Raw genomic sequence first — 21763 nt, forward strand, 5'->3', positions numbered from 1 at the left:
TATTAAATAAGTATGAAAATATTAAAAAAAATAATTGTTTTAATTTTAATAACAATATCATCATTATTGCATGCAACAGAGTACCATGTTAGCATTGTTAGTGGAAATGATTTTAATAAAGGAAGTATTGATTATCCTTTTAAAACAATTTCTAAAGCAGCTAAAATTGCATTGCCAGGAGATGTTATTACAGTACATAAAGGTACTTATAGAGAGAGAATAAACCCTTTTAACGGTGGTTTTAATAATATTAGTAGAATTGTTTATCAAGCAGCAGAAAACGAAGATGTTTGGATAAAAGGTTCTGAGGAAATAAAAACGTGGAAAAAATATAAAGGAAATGTATGGAAAGTTGTGTTAAACAACGAAATGTTTGGCGATTTTAATCCTTATCAAGAAATTTTAAAAGGAGATTGGTTAACAGAAAAATACGGAAGAGAGCATCATTTAGGAGAAGTATATCTCAACGGAAAATCTTTGTATGAAATAGATAGCTTGTCTAAGGTTTTTGAAGAAATTCCATTAAAAAGAGCAGTAGATAGAGAAGGATCAAAATATAAATGGTTTTGTAAAAGTAATGAAGAAACGACTACAATTTATGCTAATTTTAGAGGGCATAATCCTAATAAAGAATTGGTAGAAATAAATGTAAGATCCACCGTTTTTTTTCCAAAAGTAACGGGGATAAATTATATAACAGTTCGTGGATTTAAAATGAGTCATGCTGCAACACAATGGGCGCCACCAACAGCAGAACAAGGTGGGTTAATTGGTCCGAATTGGAGTAAAGGTTGGATCATTGAAAACAACCTAATTTCAGACTCTAAATGTACCGGAATCAGTATTGGGAAAGAAAGAGCTTCTGGGCAAAATTTATGGATTAACGATAAGAAAAAGCATGGTACACAAAGAGAAAGGGAAGTTGTTTTTAAAGCATTACAATTAGGTTGGTCTAAAGAAATGATTGGTTCTCATATTATTAGAAATAATACCATTAAAGATTGTGAACAAGGCGGAATTATTGGTCATTTAGGATGTGTATTTAGTGAAATTAGTAATAATCATATTTACAATGTCAACGTTAAAAAACAGTTTGGTGGTTGGGAAGTTGGGGGCATAAAATTACATGCAGCTATTGATGTAGTTATCAAAAATAACTTTATTCATGATAATCACAGAGGTATTTGGCTAGATTGGCAAGCACAAGGAGCAAGAGTAACTGGAAACTTATTGTATAATAATGATGCAAGCGAAGATTTATTTGTAGAGGTTAATCATGGTCCTATGATTATTGACAACAATATTTTATTATCAGAAATTTCTTTATTAAACGCATCTCAAGGTACTACGTTTGCAAATAATATAATGGCAGGTAAAGTACAAACTCGTTCTGCCGGAAATCGATTTACACAATATCATTTTCCGCATTCTACGCAGGTTATGGGGTTAATGACGATTATTCTGGGAGACGATCGTTTTTATAATAACATCTTAGCATCAGATAAAGATAGTTTACAAAGTAGCCAACAACATGGTTTAAATGTTTATAATGATTTTCCGGATGCTTCTTATAAATGGAAATTTAACGGAAGTCTTAATCGTGCAAACAAACAGAAATTTCCGACGTTTATTGATGGTAATTTGTATTTAAATAAAGCATTACCCTCTAATATTGATAGCAATAAAATAGAGAATAGAAACTTAAACCCAAATATTAGTTTAACGGAAGAGGTAGACGGATATTATTTAAATATTACTGTTGATGAAAGTTTTGCAAATGTAAAAACGAATGTTGTAGATACTCAATTAATGGGTGTGGCATTGCAAACAGAAACTCCTTTCGAAAATGTAGATGGTTCGCCTATCACTTTAACCGAAGATTATTTTGGAAAAGCAAGAACGACTAAGGTTCCTTTAGTTGGGCCTTTTAATAATTTAAAATTAGGCAAGAATAAAATTAAAGTATGGTCTAAATAATTAGTATTACTGATGAAACGTAGAGATTTTACAAAAATTTTAGGGACAAGTATTTTAGGAGTTTTAGTAACACCTAAAGTCTTTGCAGAAAGTTATGCTAAAAAAACAGATTATGAGATTTGTAAAAAGACTTGGGAACAATTATGTGGTAAAATAGGTAAGGTTTATAAAACAGATGCTTTTAAATATGTAAATCCTGTAAGAAGAAAACCCAATGTACTTATTTATGGCGATTCTATTTCCATAGGATATTCATCTACAGTTAGAAAAATTTTAGAAGAGAAAGCTACGGTAATTCGGTTGTTTAAAAATGGAGGAGCTAGTCATAATTTTATCCCAAATATGGATAAAATGCAAAAGACCATGTTTCAACCAGATTTAAAAAAAGGTTGGAAATTTAAATGGGATATTATTCATTTTAATGTTGGATTACACGATTTAAAATACCTTAAAGGAAAACATCTAAATAAAAACGGAAAACAAGTTTCATCCATAGAAAAATATAAAACAAATTTAGAGGAGGTTTGTAATTATTTAAATACAAATTACCCAAAAGCTACATTGATTTTTGCTACAACAACACCGGTTCCAGAAAATGCAAAAGGACGTTTTGCTGGCGATAGTATTAAGTTTAATAAAGCAGCTTTAGAGGTTTTAGAAAATCATCCGAATATTGCTATAAACGACCTTTATACATTTACAAAACCTAATAGAAAACAATGGGAACAAGAACCAGGAAACGTTCATTATAACGAATTAGGTAAAATTAAGCAAGGTAAAAAAGTAGCAGAAGTAATTGCTAAGTATTTATAATAGTCATCATAATAATTGAATATGATTAAAAACATAAAACATTTCTTTGTTATCGCTTTTATAGGATTAATTTCATCTATAAATGCACAAAAAAAAGCATTTGCATATACTAAAGTAACTATAGAGCAAGAAGTATATGCTGTAATGTCTGATAAATGGAATGATGATTTTAAACATGTAGACTATCCTAAACAATGGTTGCAAAATGTTGTAGAGGTTAAACCTGGTCAATCTATACAAAAAGCCATAGACAATGTTTATAATGAAGGTGGTGGAGTTGTTTTCCTAAAAAAAGGAACTCATATTTTAAACAGTACCATTACTTTAAAAAGTAATATTACTTTAATTGGAGAAGGGAGAGATAAAACAATCCTTTTACAAGGAGAAGGAATAGATAATGCTGCTTTTAATATTGAAGATAAACCACAAGTTACAGATTTAGTCATAAAAGATTTAACCCTTAAAGGAAAAAGAGAAGGGAAAGTAAATGGTATTTTATTTAGAGGTAGAAACGAAAGCAGACACACAAGAATTATGCTTCAAAATATTGATGTAACAGATTGGTCTGCACAAGGTGTTCATATGAAACGGACTGATAATATTATAATGGATAATTGTAATTTTCAATATAATGGATCTGCAGGGGGTTTGTATCATAATGTATACTTTTTGTATAACAAATACATTTTACAGTCTGATTGTAATATGTCTTATCCTGTAAAAGGTAAAGGAAATAAATATACATCTTGCGAGTATGTTTTGGCACAACGTTGCACTATAAAAGATACTAAAACAAATGGTATTCAGGCAGATCATGACGAAGCTGGATACATTTTCTTTCATAAATATCATGTTTCAGGATGCGCAAGAGTCGCACTCTGGTTTCCTTGTGAAAATTATTATGATAAATATCATTATACAGAAAATCCTAAATATGCACCTCAAAAAGTAATTTTAAATCGTTGTGAGATTGTAAACAATACTTGGGGAGCAATGTGGAGATCGGTTAATGATTCGTATATAATCAATAGTGTTTTTGATAATATAGAGGTAGATATGGGATTGTTAAAATGTGATGTTACTCTAGAGAATAGTACTTTTAAAAAAGGAAACGAAATATATACTGATGTTAAACAATGGCCAAAGGATGTTAGAATTTTATGGTAATTAAAAAATAATATTAATAATTAAATTAACCTTATGAACAAACAGCATAAATTACTTTTTGTTATATCAATCTTAGTTTTATTTGTAGGATGTAAAAGCACTGAAAAGAAGCAGAAAATAACAGAAAAAAAGCGTCCAAATTTTTTGTTTGTTTTGGTTGATGATCAATCTCCTTTTGATTTAAAAACATACGACCCAAATTCAATTTTAGAAACACCCAATATAGATAAGTTAGCAAAAGGCGGACTTGTTTTTGATCAGGCAAGAAATATGGGATCTATGAATGGAGCTGTTTGTACACCTTCTAGACACATGATTATGTCTGGTAGAACAGTTTGGAATTTACCTAAAAGTGCAGAAGATCAAAAAAATAATGAATATAACGAAATAGAAGATTCTACCATGGGTGCTGTTTTTAATAATGCAGGTTACAATACCATGCGTACATGTAAAAAAGGAAATTCGTACCCAAATGCTAATAAACAATTTACGGTTGTAAAAGATGCTACTAAAAGAGGAGGGACAGAGGAAACCGGAAGTGCGTGGCACTCTAAACAAGTTTTAAGGTATTTATCAGAAAGAGAAACAACTAAAGAAGCGGCTCCTTTTTTAATTTACTTTGGATTTTCTCATCCGCATGATACCAGAAATGGTACTCCTGAATTATTAGCTAAATACGGAGCAGTAAACCATAAGGATAAAAATAAGGTTCCTGCTTTAAGTGAAAAACAACCCCAACTTCAGGATAATTATTTAGAAGAACACCCATTTTTTCATGGACATCCAAAACTTCGAGATGAAGAGCGTGTAAGTGGTGTTTGGAAAAATAGAGATGAAAATACGGTAAGAAATGAATTAGGACGTGAGTATGCTTGTTCAGAAAATATAGACATACAAATTGGTAAAGTATTAGATAAGTTAGAAGCGATGGGGGAGTTAGATAATACCTATATTATTTATACATCCGACCACGGAATGTCTATTGGGAGACATGGTTTAATGGGGAAACAGAATTTATACGAACATACATGGCGTGTTCCATTTATTATAAAAGGACCTGGAATTGAAGCAGGAAAAAGAGTAAAAGGAAATATATACCTTTTAGATGTATTACCAACTTTATGTGATTTAGCAGGTATCGAAATTCCAAAAACGGTACAAGGAAAAAGTTTTACATCCGTAATAAAAGGAGAAAAAGAAGAAGTTAGAGATGTAATGTATGGTGTGTATGCAGGAGGAACAAAACCAGGAATGAGAACCGTTAAAAAAGGCGATTGGAAATTGATTAAATACGATGTAATGGATGGTGCAGTGAGAGAAACTCAACTTTTTAATTTAGCGAAAAACCCTAATGAATATTTACCAGAACATCATAAGAATGGTGAGATGGAGACCGATTTAGCAGAAAATCCAAAGTATGCAGAAAAATTGGCTGAGATGGAGGCTTTGTTGTTGGAACAGATGGTAGCAAATGATGATCCATACAGATTATGGAACCAGCCACAGATCCATTAAATAAAAATATCTAAAATGAAGTATAACTACTTAATATTAACGTCTATTTGCCTATTATTTCTAATTGTAAGCTGTGATAGGAGTAAGAAAGATGTTGTAAATGAGAACATCATAAAGTTGCCATTAACTGAAATATACGGCTATGGTCCTTTTAAGTCTGCTATGGGTGGTATGTCTCCGTATTCTGAATCTGAGAATAATCCATGGAAAAAGACAGAGCTCAAAACCGTTGGAATTCCTAGCAGCTGGACAGATGTTAAAGTAGGGGATATTAATACAGATATCTATCAATTGGTGTTTGAAAGTTACCATACTAATGCTATTACAAAAGCGTATTATGAGCAACTTCAGAATAATTGGAATTGGATTCCCGATTCTCTAAATTTATCGAAAGCACCTATTAAAACGAAGATCGCTTTTGCATTCGGAAAAGATTCAATAGGTGAGCTGCAAATGATTGTGGACACGAATAATAATCTTGATTTCTCTGATGATAAGATATTTAAACCTACAGAAATAGACCCCAAGGTTAAATTTGATAACGATTCTTTAGCTAAAGCAAATGTGAAAGACGTGAACTTTGAACGTTTTGTAAATAACGAAATAACCACCATTAGTGCACCGTTACTTATTGTATATATGAAAGAATACAATATGTTTTTAAGTAATTTTCCTCAGTATGCAACAACGAGCTTAGAAGGTGTAGCATTGGCGGTAGCTTCAAATGGTTTTAAAAATTTATCTTACGATAATTCAGAACTGGTTACTATAAATAGTATTCCAAGTGAAGGTAAAGCAGATGAAAATGTTATAATTCTAGAAAATGAATACATCGAAATTAATGGTAATACATATAAAAATCGAGGTGTAAATAAGAATGAAAATGTATTGGTTTTAGAGAAAATGAAAGAACCCAAAGATCAATTATTTTCTGCTCAAGTCGGATATAAAGCCTTTCCTTTTTCAGGTAAAGAATTTAGTACAGGAGCATCGGTTTCTTTGGAAGGTTTAAAAGGAAAATATGTGTTACTCGATTTTTGGGCAACATGGTGTGGGCCATGTATTCAAGAACTTCCGAATCTTAGAGCATTTTATGAAAATACAGCGCGTTCTAAATTTGAAATCGTAAGTATAATAGGGGACAGTGCTCCTGAAGATGTCACCAAAATGATTGAAAAGTATAGCATTTCATGGCCACAAATTTTTACAGATGACTCCAACCGCATTAAAGAGCAATATGGTATAAGAGGATATCCTACAACATTTCTAGTAAACCCTGATGGTGTTATTATTGCCAAAAACTTAAGAGGAAAAGACTTGGAACAAAAAATTGAAGAATTAATAAAAGAGTAGTTGCCCATTGGCAAATTGCAACCTATAAAAGCCGCCTTAATTCAATTTTGAATTAAGGCGGCTTTATGTTTTATTGTTTGAAAAATAACTTATTTAATATCGGCTGACGTTTTAATTTTAGCTAAACCACTTTCTATGGTATGTTTCTGAGATTCTAAAATGGTTTTCGTGCTTAACGGTAAATCCGTTTCATTAATGATATCCTGATACTCTTCTACCGAAGCTTTTTCACCACGAATGGCTTCCTCAAGCATGGCTCCTTCGTTATTTGTCGCAAAAGCCGATTTAATATCCACCCACGTTCTGTGTGCTTGTCCAGTAATACTTCCACCTTTATTAATGTCCTGGCCATAGGCTGCGAGTTCCTGCTTTAATTCATGTCCGAAGGTTAAACGCTCTTGAGATTTTCTTTTAAAGTAATTTTTAAGAGGCGTTTCTGTTACGTTTTCGGCAGCTTTAGTAAACCCTTTTTCTGCATCGTAAGTTTTCTCTAATAAAGCGTTTAATTTGTTTCCAATATTATCTGTGTACGTATTCATAGTTTTAATGTTTTTGATTAATATTTACTAAATGAACTCTGGTTAATTGTGTTCATCTGTTATCAAAATTACAAGAAGTGTGTCTTTCTAATTATTGCAATCAAATTAAAAATTAGCTTTAAACAGATTCTAGTACATAAAGAATTATAAAACAGGAAATTATCAATACTTGAAAATTTCGCACAAAAAAAGACTGCCTTTTCAGACAGTCTTTAAATAAGATATTGTAAATAACTCTGCTTATTGCTTCATTATCTTTTTAACGGTTACTTTACCTTCATTTTCCATTTTAACAAGATATAATCCGTTAGCAAAGCGACTTAAATTAATCGTTTGCTCGTTAGAAATAACTTGTTTAGAAAGTATTTGTTTTCCTGTAATATCATATATATCTACTTTAGCACCCATTCCATTTTTAATGTTTAAAATATTAGTTACGGGATTAGGATACATAAATACAGTCTGATAGTCATTGTCATCTATCGATAATACTGAGTCTTCATTAAACATTAACCAATTTATGTTTCCAAGATTTTCTGAATCTCCTTTAAATACAAGGTAAATATCATGAGTCCCTTCTACTGTAGTTATGTTTTTAGAAATGGTTGCCCATGTCGTTAAACCTCCTGTATTTGGTACCGTTAGAGTAGAAATAAGTGTTCCGTTATAATCGTCTAAACGTATCTCTACACTATTTCCCGCATACATAGAAGCCAATCTTAAAGAGATAGAAGCGGCAGCACTAATATCTAAATCGTTGTACATAACCCAATTTTCGTTTTGTAAATCGCTGACTTCATCTTCACCATCTACATCAGTTGTAACTGTAGTTTGTATGCTTTTAGATAAACTGTAATCTTCAGCTTCAATTCTTACAAAAGGCTCATATGAATCTATAATTTCTAAACTTGAAAAATGGAACCAGTTTATATTACAAACATTCTTACTGGTTTCTGTACTGAAAATAAAATAGACATCATGCGTTCCTTCAATGCTGGTAATATTTCCGCTTACCGTTTCATAATTGTACCAACCTCCAGTGTCATATAGGTTAATAATGCCAATAAGTTCACCATCTGCAGCACCCGTTCTAACTTCAATAAATGCATCGTTGTAAACGGAACCTATACGCGCACTTACACTTTTAACTCCAGTTAGATCTACGTCGTTAAACATAACCCAATCTCCAGGAACGATACTTCTTAAATCTTCTCCACCATCTACATCTGGAGTTGTTTTTACACTAGGGTCTCCTTGCTGGTTGTCGTAATCTTCAGCTTCTAATCTTTCAAAAGGATTTTGGTAAAGCTTGAATTGCATCCAGTTTAGATTAACTAGGTCGTTTCCTTCTCCTTTAAAAATCATATAAATATCGTGTTCGCCAGAAACTGCTTTTAGCGTTACCGAAATGGTCGTCCAAGAATCGTTAGCGCTTGTATTTGGTACATCTATATATGAAAATAGTTGTCCATCTAGAGCATCTAATCTAAGTTCAATTTTCGCATTATCACTAGCACTTGCAACTCTTAAATCTAAACTATAGGCATCTGTTATATTTAAACCTTTAAACATAATCCAGTCGCCATCTTGAATATCTCCAACTTGGTCTGTTCCTGTTTTGTCTGTAGTTGTCACTGTTTGTGTTCCCTCCTCTGAATCGAAATATTCTGCTTCAAACTGAGAGAATGGATCTATTGGAGCTCTTACAAAAGCATCAGAAAACTGGAACCAATTGATGTTACATACATTAGAACTTTCTGTAGTTGTATAAATTAAATATACATCGTAAATACCTGTAACATCTTCAATATATGCGCTTGCTGTTTCATAAATATTCCAATTTTTTGTATTTGGAACGTCTATAACTCCAATAAGCATTCCGTCTGGTGCATTTATACGTACTTCTACCTTTGCATCGTCGTATTGAGTAGATAAACGCGCGTTTATACTTTTTACATTTGTTAAATCCAGACCGGCATACATGCTCCAGTGTCCAGGTTTAATACTCCCTAAATTTTGTCCGCCACCTTCATCGCTATTGTTTCCAATTTTTGGACCACTGGAGTCTGTAAAATCTTCAGCTTCAATTTTTACAAAAGGATCTGTAGATTCTACGATGTTTATTTTTGAAATGGTATACACGTTATCAGCGCTAGTCGATTTTCCTTCAATAATTAACTCTATAGTTTGTCCTGTTAATCCCGTTACAGCTCCAGCAGTTTCAGAAGGAATACCTGTGTTTTCAGAAATAGACATACGTGCTCCGCCATCTAATTTATAATACATATTAAGATAGTCTGCCGACGTTAATGTTTCTGTTCCTGAAAAGGTGATATAAGCGTTTACACTAGATACACAACTAATATCTATTAAACCAGAAGTCCATTCTTTTTCTTCATTTTGAACAGTAAAAACATCAGGGTTGAAAGGAAGTGCGCATGGATTTACAAAATCTTCGCCTTGTAAAAGCATCCAGTTAAAAAGCCAATCTGATGAATTAGATGTTAATTTTAATGTATGCGTTCCTGCGGCAAGGTATGCAGCAGGCGCATTTACAGTCGTCCAAGTTGATGCACTTCCTGTAGCAGGAAACGTTACTTGTTGTAGATCTTCTCCATTTAATTGCATACTAAAATCACCATCTTCTGAAGCGCTAGCAACACGAAAACTAAAAGCATAAGTCGCCGATTTTTCGATGTTGAATGTATATTCCATCCAATCGTTAGCTTCGATCGCGGTAACTTGATCTGCTCCACTAGTATCTGTGGTAGTTTCTGTTTCTACACCGCTCATATCAGAATAGGCTTCTCCTTCTATGGTAAGACTGCCTTGTAACGTAATAATAAATGTTTCTGCAACTATTTGTCCGCAATCATTAGTGTAAGTTACGTTATATTCACCAGCAGCTGTGGCATCAATATTTGTGATTTCTACAATACGTGCGTTAGATGTAAAGCCATTTGGACCTGTCCAATTCCAGTTTCCACCAAATTCAGGTTGAGGTTGTAATCGGGCTGTATTTCCTGGGAAAACATCTAAATCTGTATCTTCAGTTAAGCTTAATGAAATACCTAAGGCATTCAATTCTTCTACAAAAGGATCTATAGGAACTACAGCACATTCTAAAGCGAGATCTAGCCAATTAAAATTCCAATCGGCACTTTGCGATGTAATTCTTAAGGTATGTGTTCCTGATTCTAAAAAGAATGGTGTTGCAGAGTTTATGGTTGTCCAAGTCGCATTATCTCCTGTGGCATCAAAACTTACTTGTTCTAAAGTATCATCGCCAGAGGTTAATGTGAATTCGCCTGAGTTTGCACTAGCAATACGGTAACCTATAGTATACGTTCCGCTTAATTGTACATCGATGTCGTATTCTACCCAATCTCCAGAAGCAATGTTTGTAACCTGATTTGTTCCATCGTCATCTGTAGTGTCTTCAACAGAAACACCTTCCATATTAATATAATCTTCAGCTTCAATTTTTGAAACAGAAACAGCAGTATGTACAACATTATTATTCTGACCTAAATCGGTTACCATCCCACCAGATTGTCCAGTAATATAAGACGTATCTTCACTTAAGTGTACAGCAAAGTTGGTTTGGTTATCAATTTGAATAGTACTTGCAGTAAAATCATCCTGGTTATTTAAGCTGTTTCCTAACGTACTAATGTGATTTCTTTCGCCACCGAACTTAATTTTTAAGTCTTGATCTAAAACTAAACCAGGAGCGCTTTTTAGAACAATGTTATGATTACTTCCACCAATATAAGCAACACTACCTTCTCCATTATAATAAGGACCTTCTGCAGGAATAATAGTGATTTCGGCATCAAAATTTTTATCATTTGTATAGGTTGAAGAATATACAGGGCCATAGGCACAATCTGCATAAGAATCGACTACAGTTCCCGTTCCTAAAGAGAATCCGTTTTCACAACCAATTGCTGTGGTCCCTTCTACATATTTAGTACCTGTAGCATGAGCCAATGTAACTCCTGTTCTTAAGTTTTTAATTGTACAGTTTTTTACGGTTACGTTATTTGTTCCTCTGCTGTATTCTACTCCATCTATAATAGTCTCTCCACCATTATAGGCACGTATACCAGCTTCCCCCGTACTTTTCATATAACCAGGAGGTAATTTATAACCCCAAACGGTATAAAAATCGATTAAATCGGCAGGTGAACCTGTACCTGCTTCAGCTAGCATATCGTCTGTAGATCGCATTTCTCCTTCTAAATAACAATCCTCTATTATAGGATTATTTGCAGCTTGCATAAACATACAATGTCCGTAGGTTCTATGAATTATAGTAACGCCTTTTGCATGGTTAGATTCACCACGAATTAAGAATGCACTATGTTTGTTGTGTTTAATGGTGTAAGTACCTCCTTTACCAAAAGCATCTCCATAGCCATAAGGAAAGGATCCTTTTGCTGTAATATGAAAACCTTCAATTCTATTGAAGGATCCATCCATGGTAATATTACAGGCACCGTTTTTAGGAAAATCATTAACACTACCTAAGTCTACTAAAGTTAAATTTTTAAGAACATTGTTGTTACCTGTTGTTTGAACCTCATAAAAATTATCATAAGAACCAGAGTATGCATTAAATACTGCAGTTTCTACATTAATAGTAACGCCTGTAAAATCGTAAACACTATTATTACCTGATATTAATAAGAGTACATAATTTTTTCTACCTAAGAATTCTGTGTAATCAGGAAATAATCCGTTTTGAATATCTTCTGGAGTAACAGTATAAGTACCGGGTGTTAAGGTTACTTTTACATTATCTTGCTTTAGATATGGCAGGAGTTCCGTTAAAGAGTTAACAGTAACTTGAGAATAAGAAATACTGCTAATAGATAAAAAAAAGAGGGTAAATAAAATTTTAGTTTTTACTACTAATTTTCCATGTGTTTTCATGGCATACTTTGTGAATTTTGTTTCCATACTAAATGTGTTAAATTAAATTAAATTTATTTTTTATTTAATGTTAGATACGTGTAGATTTTTATAAACCTATTTTAGTAGAGATTATAGATGATAAAATCAATAAAAAAAAGAACCTAACTCTAAACAAAATATAAATATGATTGATGCTCTTTTTTTTGTATTCATAAACATATAAAGAGCTCTTTTAAAATTATTTAATTAATAGTTTTACAACTATAATACATTGTTCAATATTTATAATTTATTACTCTTTATAGTTTTTTACATAGTAAAGTGTTGATTTTTTGATGTTTTACGTTTTTTTTTTTAGGAGGAGAGAAAAAAGTATAGGTTTTTTTGTAAATACTATTGATAAAAAAAGAAACTTTTGAAAATTCAACTAAAACTCTTCTTTTAAACTTTAAATAAGTAGAATTCTTTTTTCTAAATTATAATTTCACTTTTTTTGTTTAGTGTTTATTATTAATTTCTACGATTTTATTTATCAGATTTAGTGTCTATTTTCTTCAATTTAATGATAAGTTATATTAAAAGAACTATAATTTATAGGTCTTAAAATTAGCATATTATAGTTTTATATAAATTTAAAAATGCATTATGATAATCTGTATGCTAGAGTTTCTAAAAACTTTATTTTCCTTTTATCTCATCATTTTATGTTAACCTAAAACTATTTAATTATGAAAAAACATTACTTTTTAAAGTTTACGATGCTTATCGCTTTCTTTACTTTTTTACCAACATCACTAAAAGCTGCAGATGAAAATGTACCTTTAGGAGGAGACATTCAAAACGCAATAAATATTGTAGCAGATAGCGGAGGTGGTATTGTTACTTTAGCAAAAGGAACACACATTGTAACAGTACCTTTAAGAATGAAAAGTAATGTTACTTTACAAGGAGAAGGTTACCGAGAAAGTTTAATAAAAACGAACGATCATATTCAGATTATTATAGCCGATTCTGAAGGATTAGTTAACCTTGTTATTCAAAACTTAGCTATTGAAGGTATTAATAGTGTAAGTGGCGGAGGTATACAAATTACTTCTCAAGGAGTAGATCACAATAGTATAAAGATTCTTAACGTACATTGCTATAATACAGGTTGGGGAGTACATATTAAAGGAGCTAAAAAATTAGTTGTAGAAGATTGCTTGTTTGAAGGTAATGGTGCAATAACCAAAGAAGGCTATGCACATAATATGTATTTAAGACGTGTATATGGTGCAGAAGTAAAAAATAGTCAATTTATTAATTCTATTACAGGTAACGGTATTAATATTTCTTACAGTGAAGATATTAATATCTATAACTGTAATATGTCTGGAAACTATTTTAGAGGTGTTCGTGCGGCAAATACAGATGGATATTTAGTGCATGATTGTATTGTTAATAATAATGGTAATGCAGGAATCCTTGCTAATTCAGAAGGAGTACCAACAACCAATATAGATATCAAAAGAAACTGTGTTTCTAACAATGTTTTAGATGGTATTCGTGGTGTAAATGGAGCTACAGGAATTGTTTATGATAATAATTCTTACGGAAATGGAACTGATTATAGTCTACCTAATGCAGTATTACAATCAGGTAACACCACAGATGAAAGTATAAGTTGTGTGTATGATGATACTAAAAGCGTAAGCTTGTCTGCTGTATCTGGAGATGATATGATCTTTTTAGATTGGGGACTTAAAAATATGATTCCAGTAAGACAAGATGTGTTTAGAGATACAGATTCAAATCCAAGTGGGCGTAAATTAATTGCATCAAAAGTTGAAGGTGTTAATTATGTTGATACAAATGCAGAAAATGGAGTAACCTATTGGTATTGGGTTAAAGCTTCTGATGAAAATGGTTCAATAAACTCTAATGTAGCAAGTGCAACTGCAGTAAATGTAGATGGATTAATTATTCTTACAGCATTAAAAGGCGATAGTAAAGCAATCTTAAACTGGGAGATGGAAGGAATCATTTTAGGTAATCAGGAAGTATATAGAAATACAGATTCAGATGCTACTACAAGAACCTTATTAGCTAGTAATATTGAAGGTGAAACATATACAGATGAAACTGTAGAAAATGGTACCGAATATTGGTATTGGATTGTTGCTACAGATATTTCTGGAGAAAGTACAGATTCTAATGCTGTAAATTTAACGCCAGCAGTGCCAAATCCAAGTGTAATACTTAATGCTTACCCTGCTAATAATGCCGTTTTACTTAAATGGGAATTAAAAGATATCACTTTAGGAGATCAAGATATTTTTAGAGATACAGATTCAGACCCAAGTGGTAGAGTTTCAATAGCAAATAACGTTTCTGGTGATAGTTATACGGATAATACCGCAGAAAATGACACAGAATATTGGTATTGGATTAAAGCAACAGATGTGTCTGGAGTTAGTACAAATTCAGAAGCCGTTAATGCAACTCCAGTTCTTATGGAGCCAAAAATTACACTAACCACAGTGGCAGGAAATGAATTTGTGACTCTAAATTGGGATATTCAAGATATAAATGTTCAAAATGTAGGTATTTTTAGAGATACAGATTCTAATGCAAGCGGACGTAAATTAGTAGCAAATGGTGTAACCGGAGGATCTTTTACAGATAGTAGCGTAGAAAATGAAACCGAGTATTGGTATTGGCTTAAAGTAACAGATGTTACTGGAGCAAATATAAATACCGATGCAATTTATGCATTACCAAGTAGAACACTTTCTGTTTCTAAGGAGATAAATAAAAGTAACGCTTTACGTTTTTATCCAAATCCGGTAAATGATAAAGTTACTCTTCATATGCCAGCATCTGAGTTTAATAGGTATACTGTTTTTGATATTAATGGTAGAACTACATCAAGCGGATCTATAGCTAACGAACAAATAGAATTAGATATTAATATGAGCCATTTATCAAAAGGAATTTATATGATTTCTGTACAAGGAAACCAAAATTCAAAAGTTTTAAAAGTGGTTAAAAACTAATTTTAAAATATAAATAAAAGAAAACCATTAATCTTATTATGATTTTGTTTTGAATGGAAGATTAAAAGGTTTGTCTTAAAATTATTCTATAATGAAAAAAAATATAATTTATTTAACAATTCTGTGCTTTACAGTAATAAATACAATTCAAGCACAGTTTGTACACCCAGGAATTACGCATAAAACATCCGATTTAGATCGAATGAAAGCTATGGTAGAAGCAGAAATAGATCCTTGGTTTTCTTCTTATAATCAAATGGTTTCCGATTCAAAATCAGCATATGATTACACTGTTAAAGGAAATCTTTCTTTTACGGAATTAGGTCGTGATAATGGGACTAATTACAGTGCTTGGAATAGTGATATTAGAGCTGCCTATTACAATGCCATGCGTTGGTATATTGAGGGAGATAGTAGACATGCAGATAAAGCTATCGAAATTTTTAATGCATGGGTAAATATTGAATCTGTAACAAGTAATGGAACAACGTCTTTAAGTGGTGGTGTTGCTTATATTATGATCGAAGCTGCAGAAATTGTTAAAAACACTTATACAGGTTGGTCTGATAGTGATAGGAAAAAATTTGAAGATATGTTGGTATTTCCTGGATATTCAAATACAGAAATTCCAGAAGGTATATCAAATTCATATGGTTCTTTTTATTGGCAAGCTTTTCAAGGGGATCCTGTTAGGCATGGAAACCAAGGACTTTCTGGTTGGCGTACAGTTATGGCTATGGGTATTTTTTTAGATAATGAAATTATGTACGATCGCGCTTTAAGATATGTTAAAGGAGAACCACACAGAGCAGATGATTTGGCGTATCCTGCAGGTCCAAATACAAGTAAAGAAATTACAGATACTAACGATTATGCAGATACGTATAGTATTACAAGAGGCTATGATATTGAAGATTATGGGTATAATGAACTTATGGTAAATTATATAGATGATAATGGTCAATGTCAAGAAAGCTCAAGAGACCAACAACATACAGCTTTTGGTATAGGTTTATTAACATCTATGGCAGAAATGGCTTGGAATCAAGGAGAAGATCTTTACGGGTTTACAGATGATAGATTATTACTTGGGTTAGAATATAACATGAGGTATAACGTATCTGCAATAGCGTCTTTTGATGATCAATTAACTCCATGGGTACCAACAGTAAGTTCAGGGGAATTTAAAGAGGGGTTTGATAGAACAGGAAGATGGTACTCTAAAGCGATGAGTCCGATTGGAGTAGGAGAATTTAGTGGTATTCGACCAGTTTTTGAAATGCCAATAGCTCATTATTTAGGAAGAGGTTTAAAATCGGAAGAAGAGGTTAAATGGATTATTAGAGCTCGTGATAAAGCAATAGAATTATCAGGTTATGAAGATGCCGGTTGGACTAACGATGCTATTGGTTGGGGAGCACTTTCTGCTCGTAGACCTATGTATTGTTTTGGAGACCCAATAAGTGGTTTTACTTTAGAAGGTTTGCCTATTTATACAATGCATGATATAATTAATACCATTGAAGCGGAAAATTTTGATTATGATCCGATTAAAAAAGGAGAAGGACGTGTGTATCATGATAAATCTATAGGGAATTCAGAAGGAAACTATCGTGCTTTCGATAACGTTGATATGGAAGATTTAGGAGATGAAAACTATGCAATTACATCTATAGAATCTGGAGAATGGCTTACGTATACAATTTCGGTTACAGAAACAGCTATTTATAATATGACTATAACTTATGCCGCTTCTAAAGCAGATGGAACCATAAAATTTAATTTTGCAGGAGAAGATAAAACCGGAGATGTAATAGTTCCGTTTGATGCATCTAATTCTACAGGAGATTCAGATTGGAAAACAATTGTAATTGCTGAAGATATATTATTGAACAAAGGTGTACAAAGCTTAAAGATTGAGTTTTCAGGAACATCTGAAGCTTTTAAATTAGATAACTTTAAACTTTCTAAAACAGCAACAGTAAAAGAAGATCAAGATATTCAATTTTTTACGCTTTCACATAAAGTAGTAGGAACAGAAGATTTTAATCCAGCAGCCAAAGCAAGTTCTGGTTTAGAGGTTAGTTATTCAAGTTCAGCTCCTTCAGTAGCAACTGTAGTAGATGGTAAAATACATGTTGTAGGTAGTGGAAGAACGATAATAACAGCAAATCAAATTGGTAATGAATCCTATAATCCAGCGATAGCTGTAACGCAAGAATTAGATGTTGTAAATGAAATAGGAGGTACAAAAACCTTAATTGTAGATGCAGATAGTTATGTTCATGAAAGTAAATCAAATTCTAATTTTGGTGATGGAGGAAGTATGGTTACAAAATTGTCTGCACGTTTTATTTATTTAAAATTTGATTTAAAATCTATACCAGGACCAATTATTTCGACAAAACTAAGAATGTATCAACGAACTAGCTTTACAGATACGCGTACAGTTTATGATGTTGCAGATGATAATTGGATAGAATCTGAAATAACATGGAATAATAAACCTGCGTTTGAAAATGAAAGGTCTAGTATTATTACAACGCCTTCTACTTGGAATGAGTGGGAAGTATCGTCATACGTTGCTCAAGAATATAATAATGATAAAATGGTGACTTTTGCTGTAAGAGATCCTGCAGATAGTGGTATTGGAATCGATTATTATAGTAAGGAAAGTGATTTAAATCTTGCTCCAGAATTAATTATAGAATATTACGATTCTTCTTTAAGTTTAGATAATGAAGAAATAGCTGTTGCATTATATCCTAACCCAATTAAAAATATACTTAATATTTCTTTATTGTCAGCAAATTTTAATTTGGAAGAATCAGAAGTTATATTGAGTACTATTAACGGACAAGAAGTATTAAAAATGAAGTTAGAATCTACCAAATCTCAATTAGATTTATCTAAGTTTAATAGTGGTATTTATATTTTAACAATTAAAGATTCATCTAAAATAATGAATAAAAAAATTGTGAAGTTATAATTACTGATTAGATAATTTATATATAAAAACGAAGCTATTTAGCTTCGTTTTTTGTTGAATTAAATTCAATAAAATAGATCGTTTTTTAGTGCTTCTTGTTATTTTAGTTTGTGCTGTTTAGTTGTAAAATAAAAAGATATTAAAAAATTTATTTTGAAGAAATATCAGCATTTAAAAGGATTAAGTAGCTATTATAATTAAAATGAGTAATAAGTTATAGTCTAGTAATTATAATTTATATGGATTTTAATAATGATTCTATAATATTACATAAGTAAATAAAATAAAGCTTTTCTATGGATTAAAACCTGTAAATGAGTTTCATCATAAAATATAATAAAGTCACATTTAACTATGAATTTAAGAAGTATTATAAATTGTTTTTTTAAACGTTATCTTCTAATAAATATATTGTTTTTTAGTTGTACACAATTGCTTTTAGCTAATGTAAAAGTACATGCACTTTTCTCAGACCATATGGTTATTCAACGAGATGCAACCGTACCTATATGGGGTTGGGCAGATATTAATGAAATTGTAACTATAGAGACTAGTTGGGGCGCAAATGCACAAGTAATAACAGATAAGAAAGGTAATTGGAAGGCGTTTTTAAAAACACCAAAAGCAGGCGGACCACACAATATTACTGTTTACTCTAAAAATAGAATTGTAATTAAAGATATATTATCTGGAGATGTTTGGTTATGTACCGGACAGTCTAATATGGATTTTGCAATGTCTAAATTTTTAAATGATGCAAAAGATCCAAAACATCAGCCTTTAGTAAACTATATTAGAAATGAAGTTAAAACGGCAAATGACAATTGGATTAGACACATAGAAGTACCACAAACTACTTCTTTGTTCGATAAGAAAAAGAACTTTAAAGGGAATTGGGTTTCTGTAAACCCAGAAGATATTGGTAAGATTACTGCAACAGGATATTTCTTTGCAAAAGAGATACGCAAACAAGTTGATGTTCCTATTGGTTTATTAGAATGCTCCTGGGGAGGAACCAGAATTCAACCTTGGTTATCTGAAGAAGCGTATTTAGAAGATGAAAATATGAAAGCTTATTTTGAAGCAAGTAGAGTTAAATCTAAAGCAACTATAAAGAAAATGGAAGCCAAAGATTATGTTGATTTAGAATATCAGAAAAAAATAAAAATTTGGACACAAAACGGAGAAAAAGGCAGAAAACCTAAACCTTTAAAAAATCCGAAGGATAATATGCAGTTAGAAGCGACATTACATAATGGCATGTTGTCATCAATAATTCCATATGCAATTAAAGGATCAATTTGGTATCAAGGAGAAAGTAATGCTGGGTATTTACCAGAAGAATATGAAAATTATTTAACAACAATGATACGTAGTTGGAGAGCAGAATGGGCACAAGGAGATTTTCCCTTTTATTGGGCTCAATTGGCTGCATGTAATAGAAGTTCTAAAAAGAATGATTTAGGATGGTCTACGGTTAATGATCAGTTAAGAAGAACCTTAAAAGTAAAAAATACAGGAATGGCTGTTTTGTATGATATTGGTGAACCTAAAGATATACATCCACATAATAAAATGGATGCAGGAAAAAGATTAGCATTATGGGCTTTAGAGAAAGATTATAACATAAGAATACCTGCTGTAAGCGGACCTTTGTATCAATCTAAAAAGATTGTAAAGAATAAAATTCAAATTAAATTTAAAGAAGTTGGTTCTGGTTTAATGACTGCTTCTAAAGAATTATTAAATGATGCTGTAGCCGTTAATCAACCTTTAAAAAGGTTTGAAGTTCTAAACGAAAAGGGTATTTGGATAAAAGCAAATGCTAAAATAATTTCTAAAAACAAAATAGAAGTTTGGAGTGAAAATGTTTTAAAGCCAAAAGAAGTTCGTTATGCTTGGGCTGCAAACCCAGAAGGCGCAAATTTATATAATATAGAAGGGTTACCTGCAGCTATATTTAGTACAGAAAAGTAATTGATTATCATTAAAAAAAAGATTAATATGATTAAATGTAATTTATATAAACAAAGTTTAAAACCTTTAGTATTAGTAGCTTTGATATCTGTAAGTAATGTGTCTTTTGCTCAGAAAGTAGATTTAACGTACAGTACAGCAACAAAACGTTGGGTTAAAGCAAAACGATTTTTACAAAAAGACAATACTACAGCAACAAATATCACAATTTATACAGATACGTTATTGCAAGAAATAGATGGCGTTGGTGGGGCTTTTAATGAGTTAGGTTGGGATGCTTTAAGTGCCTTGCCAAAAGAAGCATCTAAACAAGTTTTTAAAGATTTATTTTCTAAAGAAGGAGCCAATTTTTCTATGTGTAGAATTCCGATTGGAGCCTCTGATTATGCGTTAAGTTATTACTCGAGTAACGATGTACCAGAAGATTTTGAAATGAGAGATTTTAATATTGACAGAGATAAATATATCTTAATTCCGTATTTAAAAGAAGCGTTAAAAGTAAATCCAGATTTGCAAATATGGGCATCGCCTTGGTCTCCGCCAGCATGGATGAAAGTAAACGAACATTACGCAATGAGAAGCGGCAATTTTGAAAATGCTATTGAAGGAAATAAAATGAATCTTGGAGCAGAAATCAATAATAATGCAACAGCTTTTAAAATGCAAGAAAGGTATTTAAAAGCGTATGCATTGTATTTTTCTAAGTTTGTAAAATCTTATAAAGAAGCAGGAGTTAATTTGTTTGCAATTATGCCGCAAAATGAAGTCGCATTTCAACCAAACTGGCCAAGTTGTACTTGGAGACCAGAAGATATGGCGTATTTTATTAATGATTTTTTAGGTCCTCAATTTAAAAATGATAAATTAAATACAGAAATTTGGTTAGGTACTGTAAACTCTAGTAATCCTAATTATGTAAAAACAATTTTAGATTACAAATCTACAGCTGATTATATTTCTGGAGCAGGTTTTCAATGGGGAGGTGCAAAAGCAATACCAACTGTACATAAAAAATTTCCAGATTTAAAGTTGATGCAAACAGAAAATAAATGTGGAGAACATGAAAATGATTGGACTTCTGTAGAAAGATCTTGGAAAGACCTTGTGCATTATTTTAATAATGGCTCAGGTTCTTATATGTATTGGAATATGGTTTTAGATGAAACAGGAAAAAGTGCTTGGGGTTGGCCTCAAAACTCTATGGTAGTTGTAGATAAAGCATCCAAAAACGTTACTTATACAGATGAGTTTTATTTGTTTAAACATTTGTCTCATTTTGTACAACCAGGAGATCATTATTTAAAATCATCCGAAGGAAAAAATCACATGGCATTTCAATTAAAAGATGGTAGAGTAGTGGTATTAGCCTATAACCCTAAAGAATCTGTAGATACTTTAAATTTAAAAATTGGTAGTAAATCAGTTACTGTAAAGGTAGAAGCAAAATCAATTAATACTATTGTTCTTACAGAATAATA

11 protein-coding genes are annotated in these 21763 nt (G+C 31.8%); 9 read left to right on the forward strand and 2 right to left on the reverse strand.

Going from position 1 to position 21763, the window contains the following annotated elements:
* The first annotated feature begins 12 nt into the window (after positions 1-12).
* From WHD08_RS00775 to WHD08_RS00795, 5 genes are read left to right on the forward strand one after another with little or no spacing between them, the layout of a single operon-like run.
* Positions 13-1977, forward strand: coding sequence for a right-handed parallel beta-helix repeat-containing protein (locus WHD08_RS00775; RefSeq protein ID WP_208889618.1), 1965 nt, complete (start codon positions 13-15; stop codon positions 1975-1977).
* A gap of 12 nt (positions 1978-1989) precedes the next feature.
* A complete protein-coding gene (locus WHD08_RS00780) occupies positions 1990-2790 on the forward strand; it encodes an SGNH/GDSL hydrolase family protein (protein ID WP_208889617.1) in 801 nt (266 codons plus the stop codon).
* Positions 2791-2811: 21 nt separating this feature from the next.
* Positions 2812-3957, forward strand: coding sequence for a glycosyl hydrolase family 28-related protein (locus tag WHD08_RS00785; RefSeq protein ID WP_208889616.1), 1146 nt, complete (start codon positions 2812-2814; stop codon positions 3955-3957).
* Between the two features lie 33 nt (positions 3958-3990).
* Complete coding sequence (locus WHD08_RS00790) at positions 3991-5472, forward strand: sulfatase-like hydrolase/transferase (protein ID WP_208889615.1); 1482 nt, start codon at positions 3991-3993, stop codon at positions 5470-5472.
* Positions 5473-5487: 15 nt separating this feature from the next.
* Positions 5488-6825, forward strand: a complete 1338-nt coding sequence (locus WHD08_RS00795) for a TlpA family protein disulfide reductase (RefSeq protein ID WP_208889614.1) — start codon at positions 5488-5490, stop codon at positions 6823-6825.
* Positions 6826-6914: 89 nt separating this feature from the next.
* Here the strand turns inward: WHD08_RS00795 and WHD08_RS00800 are convergent, their stop codons facing one another.
* Together WHD08_RS00800 and WHD08_RS00805 are read right to left on the reverse strand one after the other, a co-directional pair.
* Positions 6915-7364, reverse strand: a complete 450-nt coding sequence (locus WHD08_RS00800; protein WP_208889613.1) for a ferritin-like domain-containing protein — start codon at positions 7362-7364, stop codon at positions 6915-6917.
* Positions 7365-7604: 240 nt separating this feature from the next.
* A complete protein-coding gene (locus WHD08_RS00805; RefSeq protein WP_208889612.1) occupies positions 7605-12329 on the reverse strand; it encodes a carbohydrate-binding protein in 4725 nt (1574 codons plus the stop codon).
* Between the two features lie 683 nt (positions 12330-13012).
* Between WHD08_RS00805 and WHD08_RS00810 the strand changes: the two genes are divergently transcribed.
* The 4 genes from WHD08_RS00810 to WHD08_RS00825 all read left to right on the forward strand — a co-directional run bounded on the left by WHD08_RS00810 (position 13013) and on the right by WHD08_RS00825 (position 21761).
* Entirely contained in the window at positions 13013-15319 is a 2307-nt protein-coding gene (locus WHD08_RS00810; protein WP_208889611.1) for a T9SS type A sorting domain-containing protein, read from the forward strand.
* Between the two features lie 91 nt (positions 15320-15410).
* The gene (locus WHD08_RS00815) at positions 15411-18308 is read left to right on the forward strand and encodes a DUF7594 domain-containing protein (RefSeq protein WP_208889610.1); all 2898 of its coding nucleotides are present in this window, start codon (positions 15411-15413) and stop codon (positions 18306-18308) included.
* Between the two features lie 477 nt (positions 18309-18785).
* Positions 18786-20285 (forward strand): sialate O-acetylesterase, encoded by a 1500-nt coding sequence (locus WHD08_RS00820; protein ID WP_208889609.1) that lies wholly within the window; start codon positions 18786-18788, stop codon positions 20283-20285.
* Between the two features lie 27 nt (positions 20286-20312).
* Positions 20313-21761 carry a glycoside hydrolase family 30 protein gene (locus WHD08_RS00825; protein ID WP_208889608.1) on the forward strand — a complete coding sequence of 483 codons (1449 nt, stop codon included), beginning with the start codon at positions 20313-20315 and terminating at the stop codon, positions 21759-21761.
* Positions 21762-21763 lie beyond the last annotated feature (2 nt).

The sequence above is a fragment of the Polaribacter sejongensis genome (genome assembly GCF_038024065.1).
GTDB lineage: Bacteria > Bacteroidota > Bacteroidia > Flavobacteriales > Flavobacteriaceae > Polaribacter > Polaribacter sejongensis.

Coding starts and splice junctions, on each gene's coding strand:
- WHD08_RS00775 (WP_208889618.1), top strand. CDS start 13: ATGAAAATATTAAAAAAAATAATTGTTTTAATTTTAATAACAATATCA.
- WHD08_RS00780 (WP_208889617.1), top strand. CDS start 1,990: ATGAAACGTAGAGATTTTACAAAAATTTTAGGGACAAGTATTTTAGGA.
- WHD08_RS00785 (WP_208889616.1), top strand. CDS start 2,812: ATGATTAAAAACATAAAACATTTCTTTGTTATCGCTTTTATAGGATTA.
- WHD08_RS00790 (WP_208889615.1), top strand. CDS start 3,991: ATGAACAAACAGCATAAATTACTTTTTGTTATATCAATCTTAGTTTTA.
- WHD08_RS00795 (WP_208889614.1), top strand. CDS start 5,488: ATGAAGTATAACTACTTAATATTAACGTCTATTTGCCTATTATTTCTA.
- WHD08_RS00800 (WP_208889613.1), bottom strand. CDS start 7,364: ATGAATACGTACACAGATAATATTGGAAACAAATTAAACGCTTTATTA.
- WHD08_RS00805 (WP_208889612.1), bottom strand. CDS start 12,329: ATGGAAACAAAATTCACAAAGTATGCCATGAAAACACATGGAAAATTA.
- WHD08_RS00810 (WP_208889611.1), top strand. CDS start 13,013: ATGAAAAAACATTACTTTTTAAAGTTTACGATGCTTATCGCTTTCTTT.
- WHD08_RS00815 (WP_208889610.1), top strand. CDS start 15,411: ATGAAAAAAAATATAATTTATTTAACAATTCTGTGCTTTACAGTAATA.
- WHD08_RS00820 (WP_208889609.1), top strand. CDS start 18,786: ATGGTTATTCAACGAGATGCAACCGTACCTATATGGGGTTGGGCAGAT.
- WHD08_RS00825 (WP_208889608.1), top strand. CDS start 20,313: ATGATTAAATGTAATTTATATAAACAAAGTTTAAAACCTTTAGTATTA.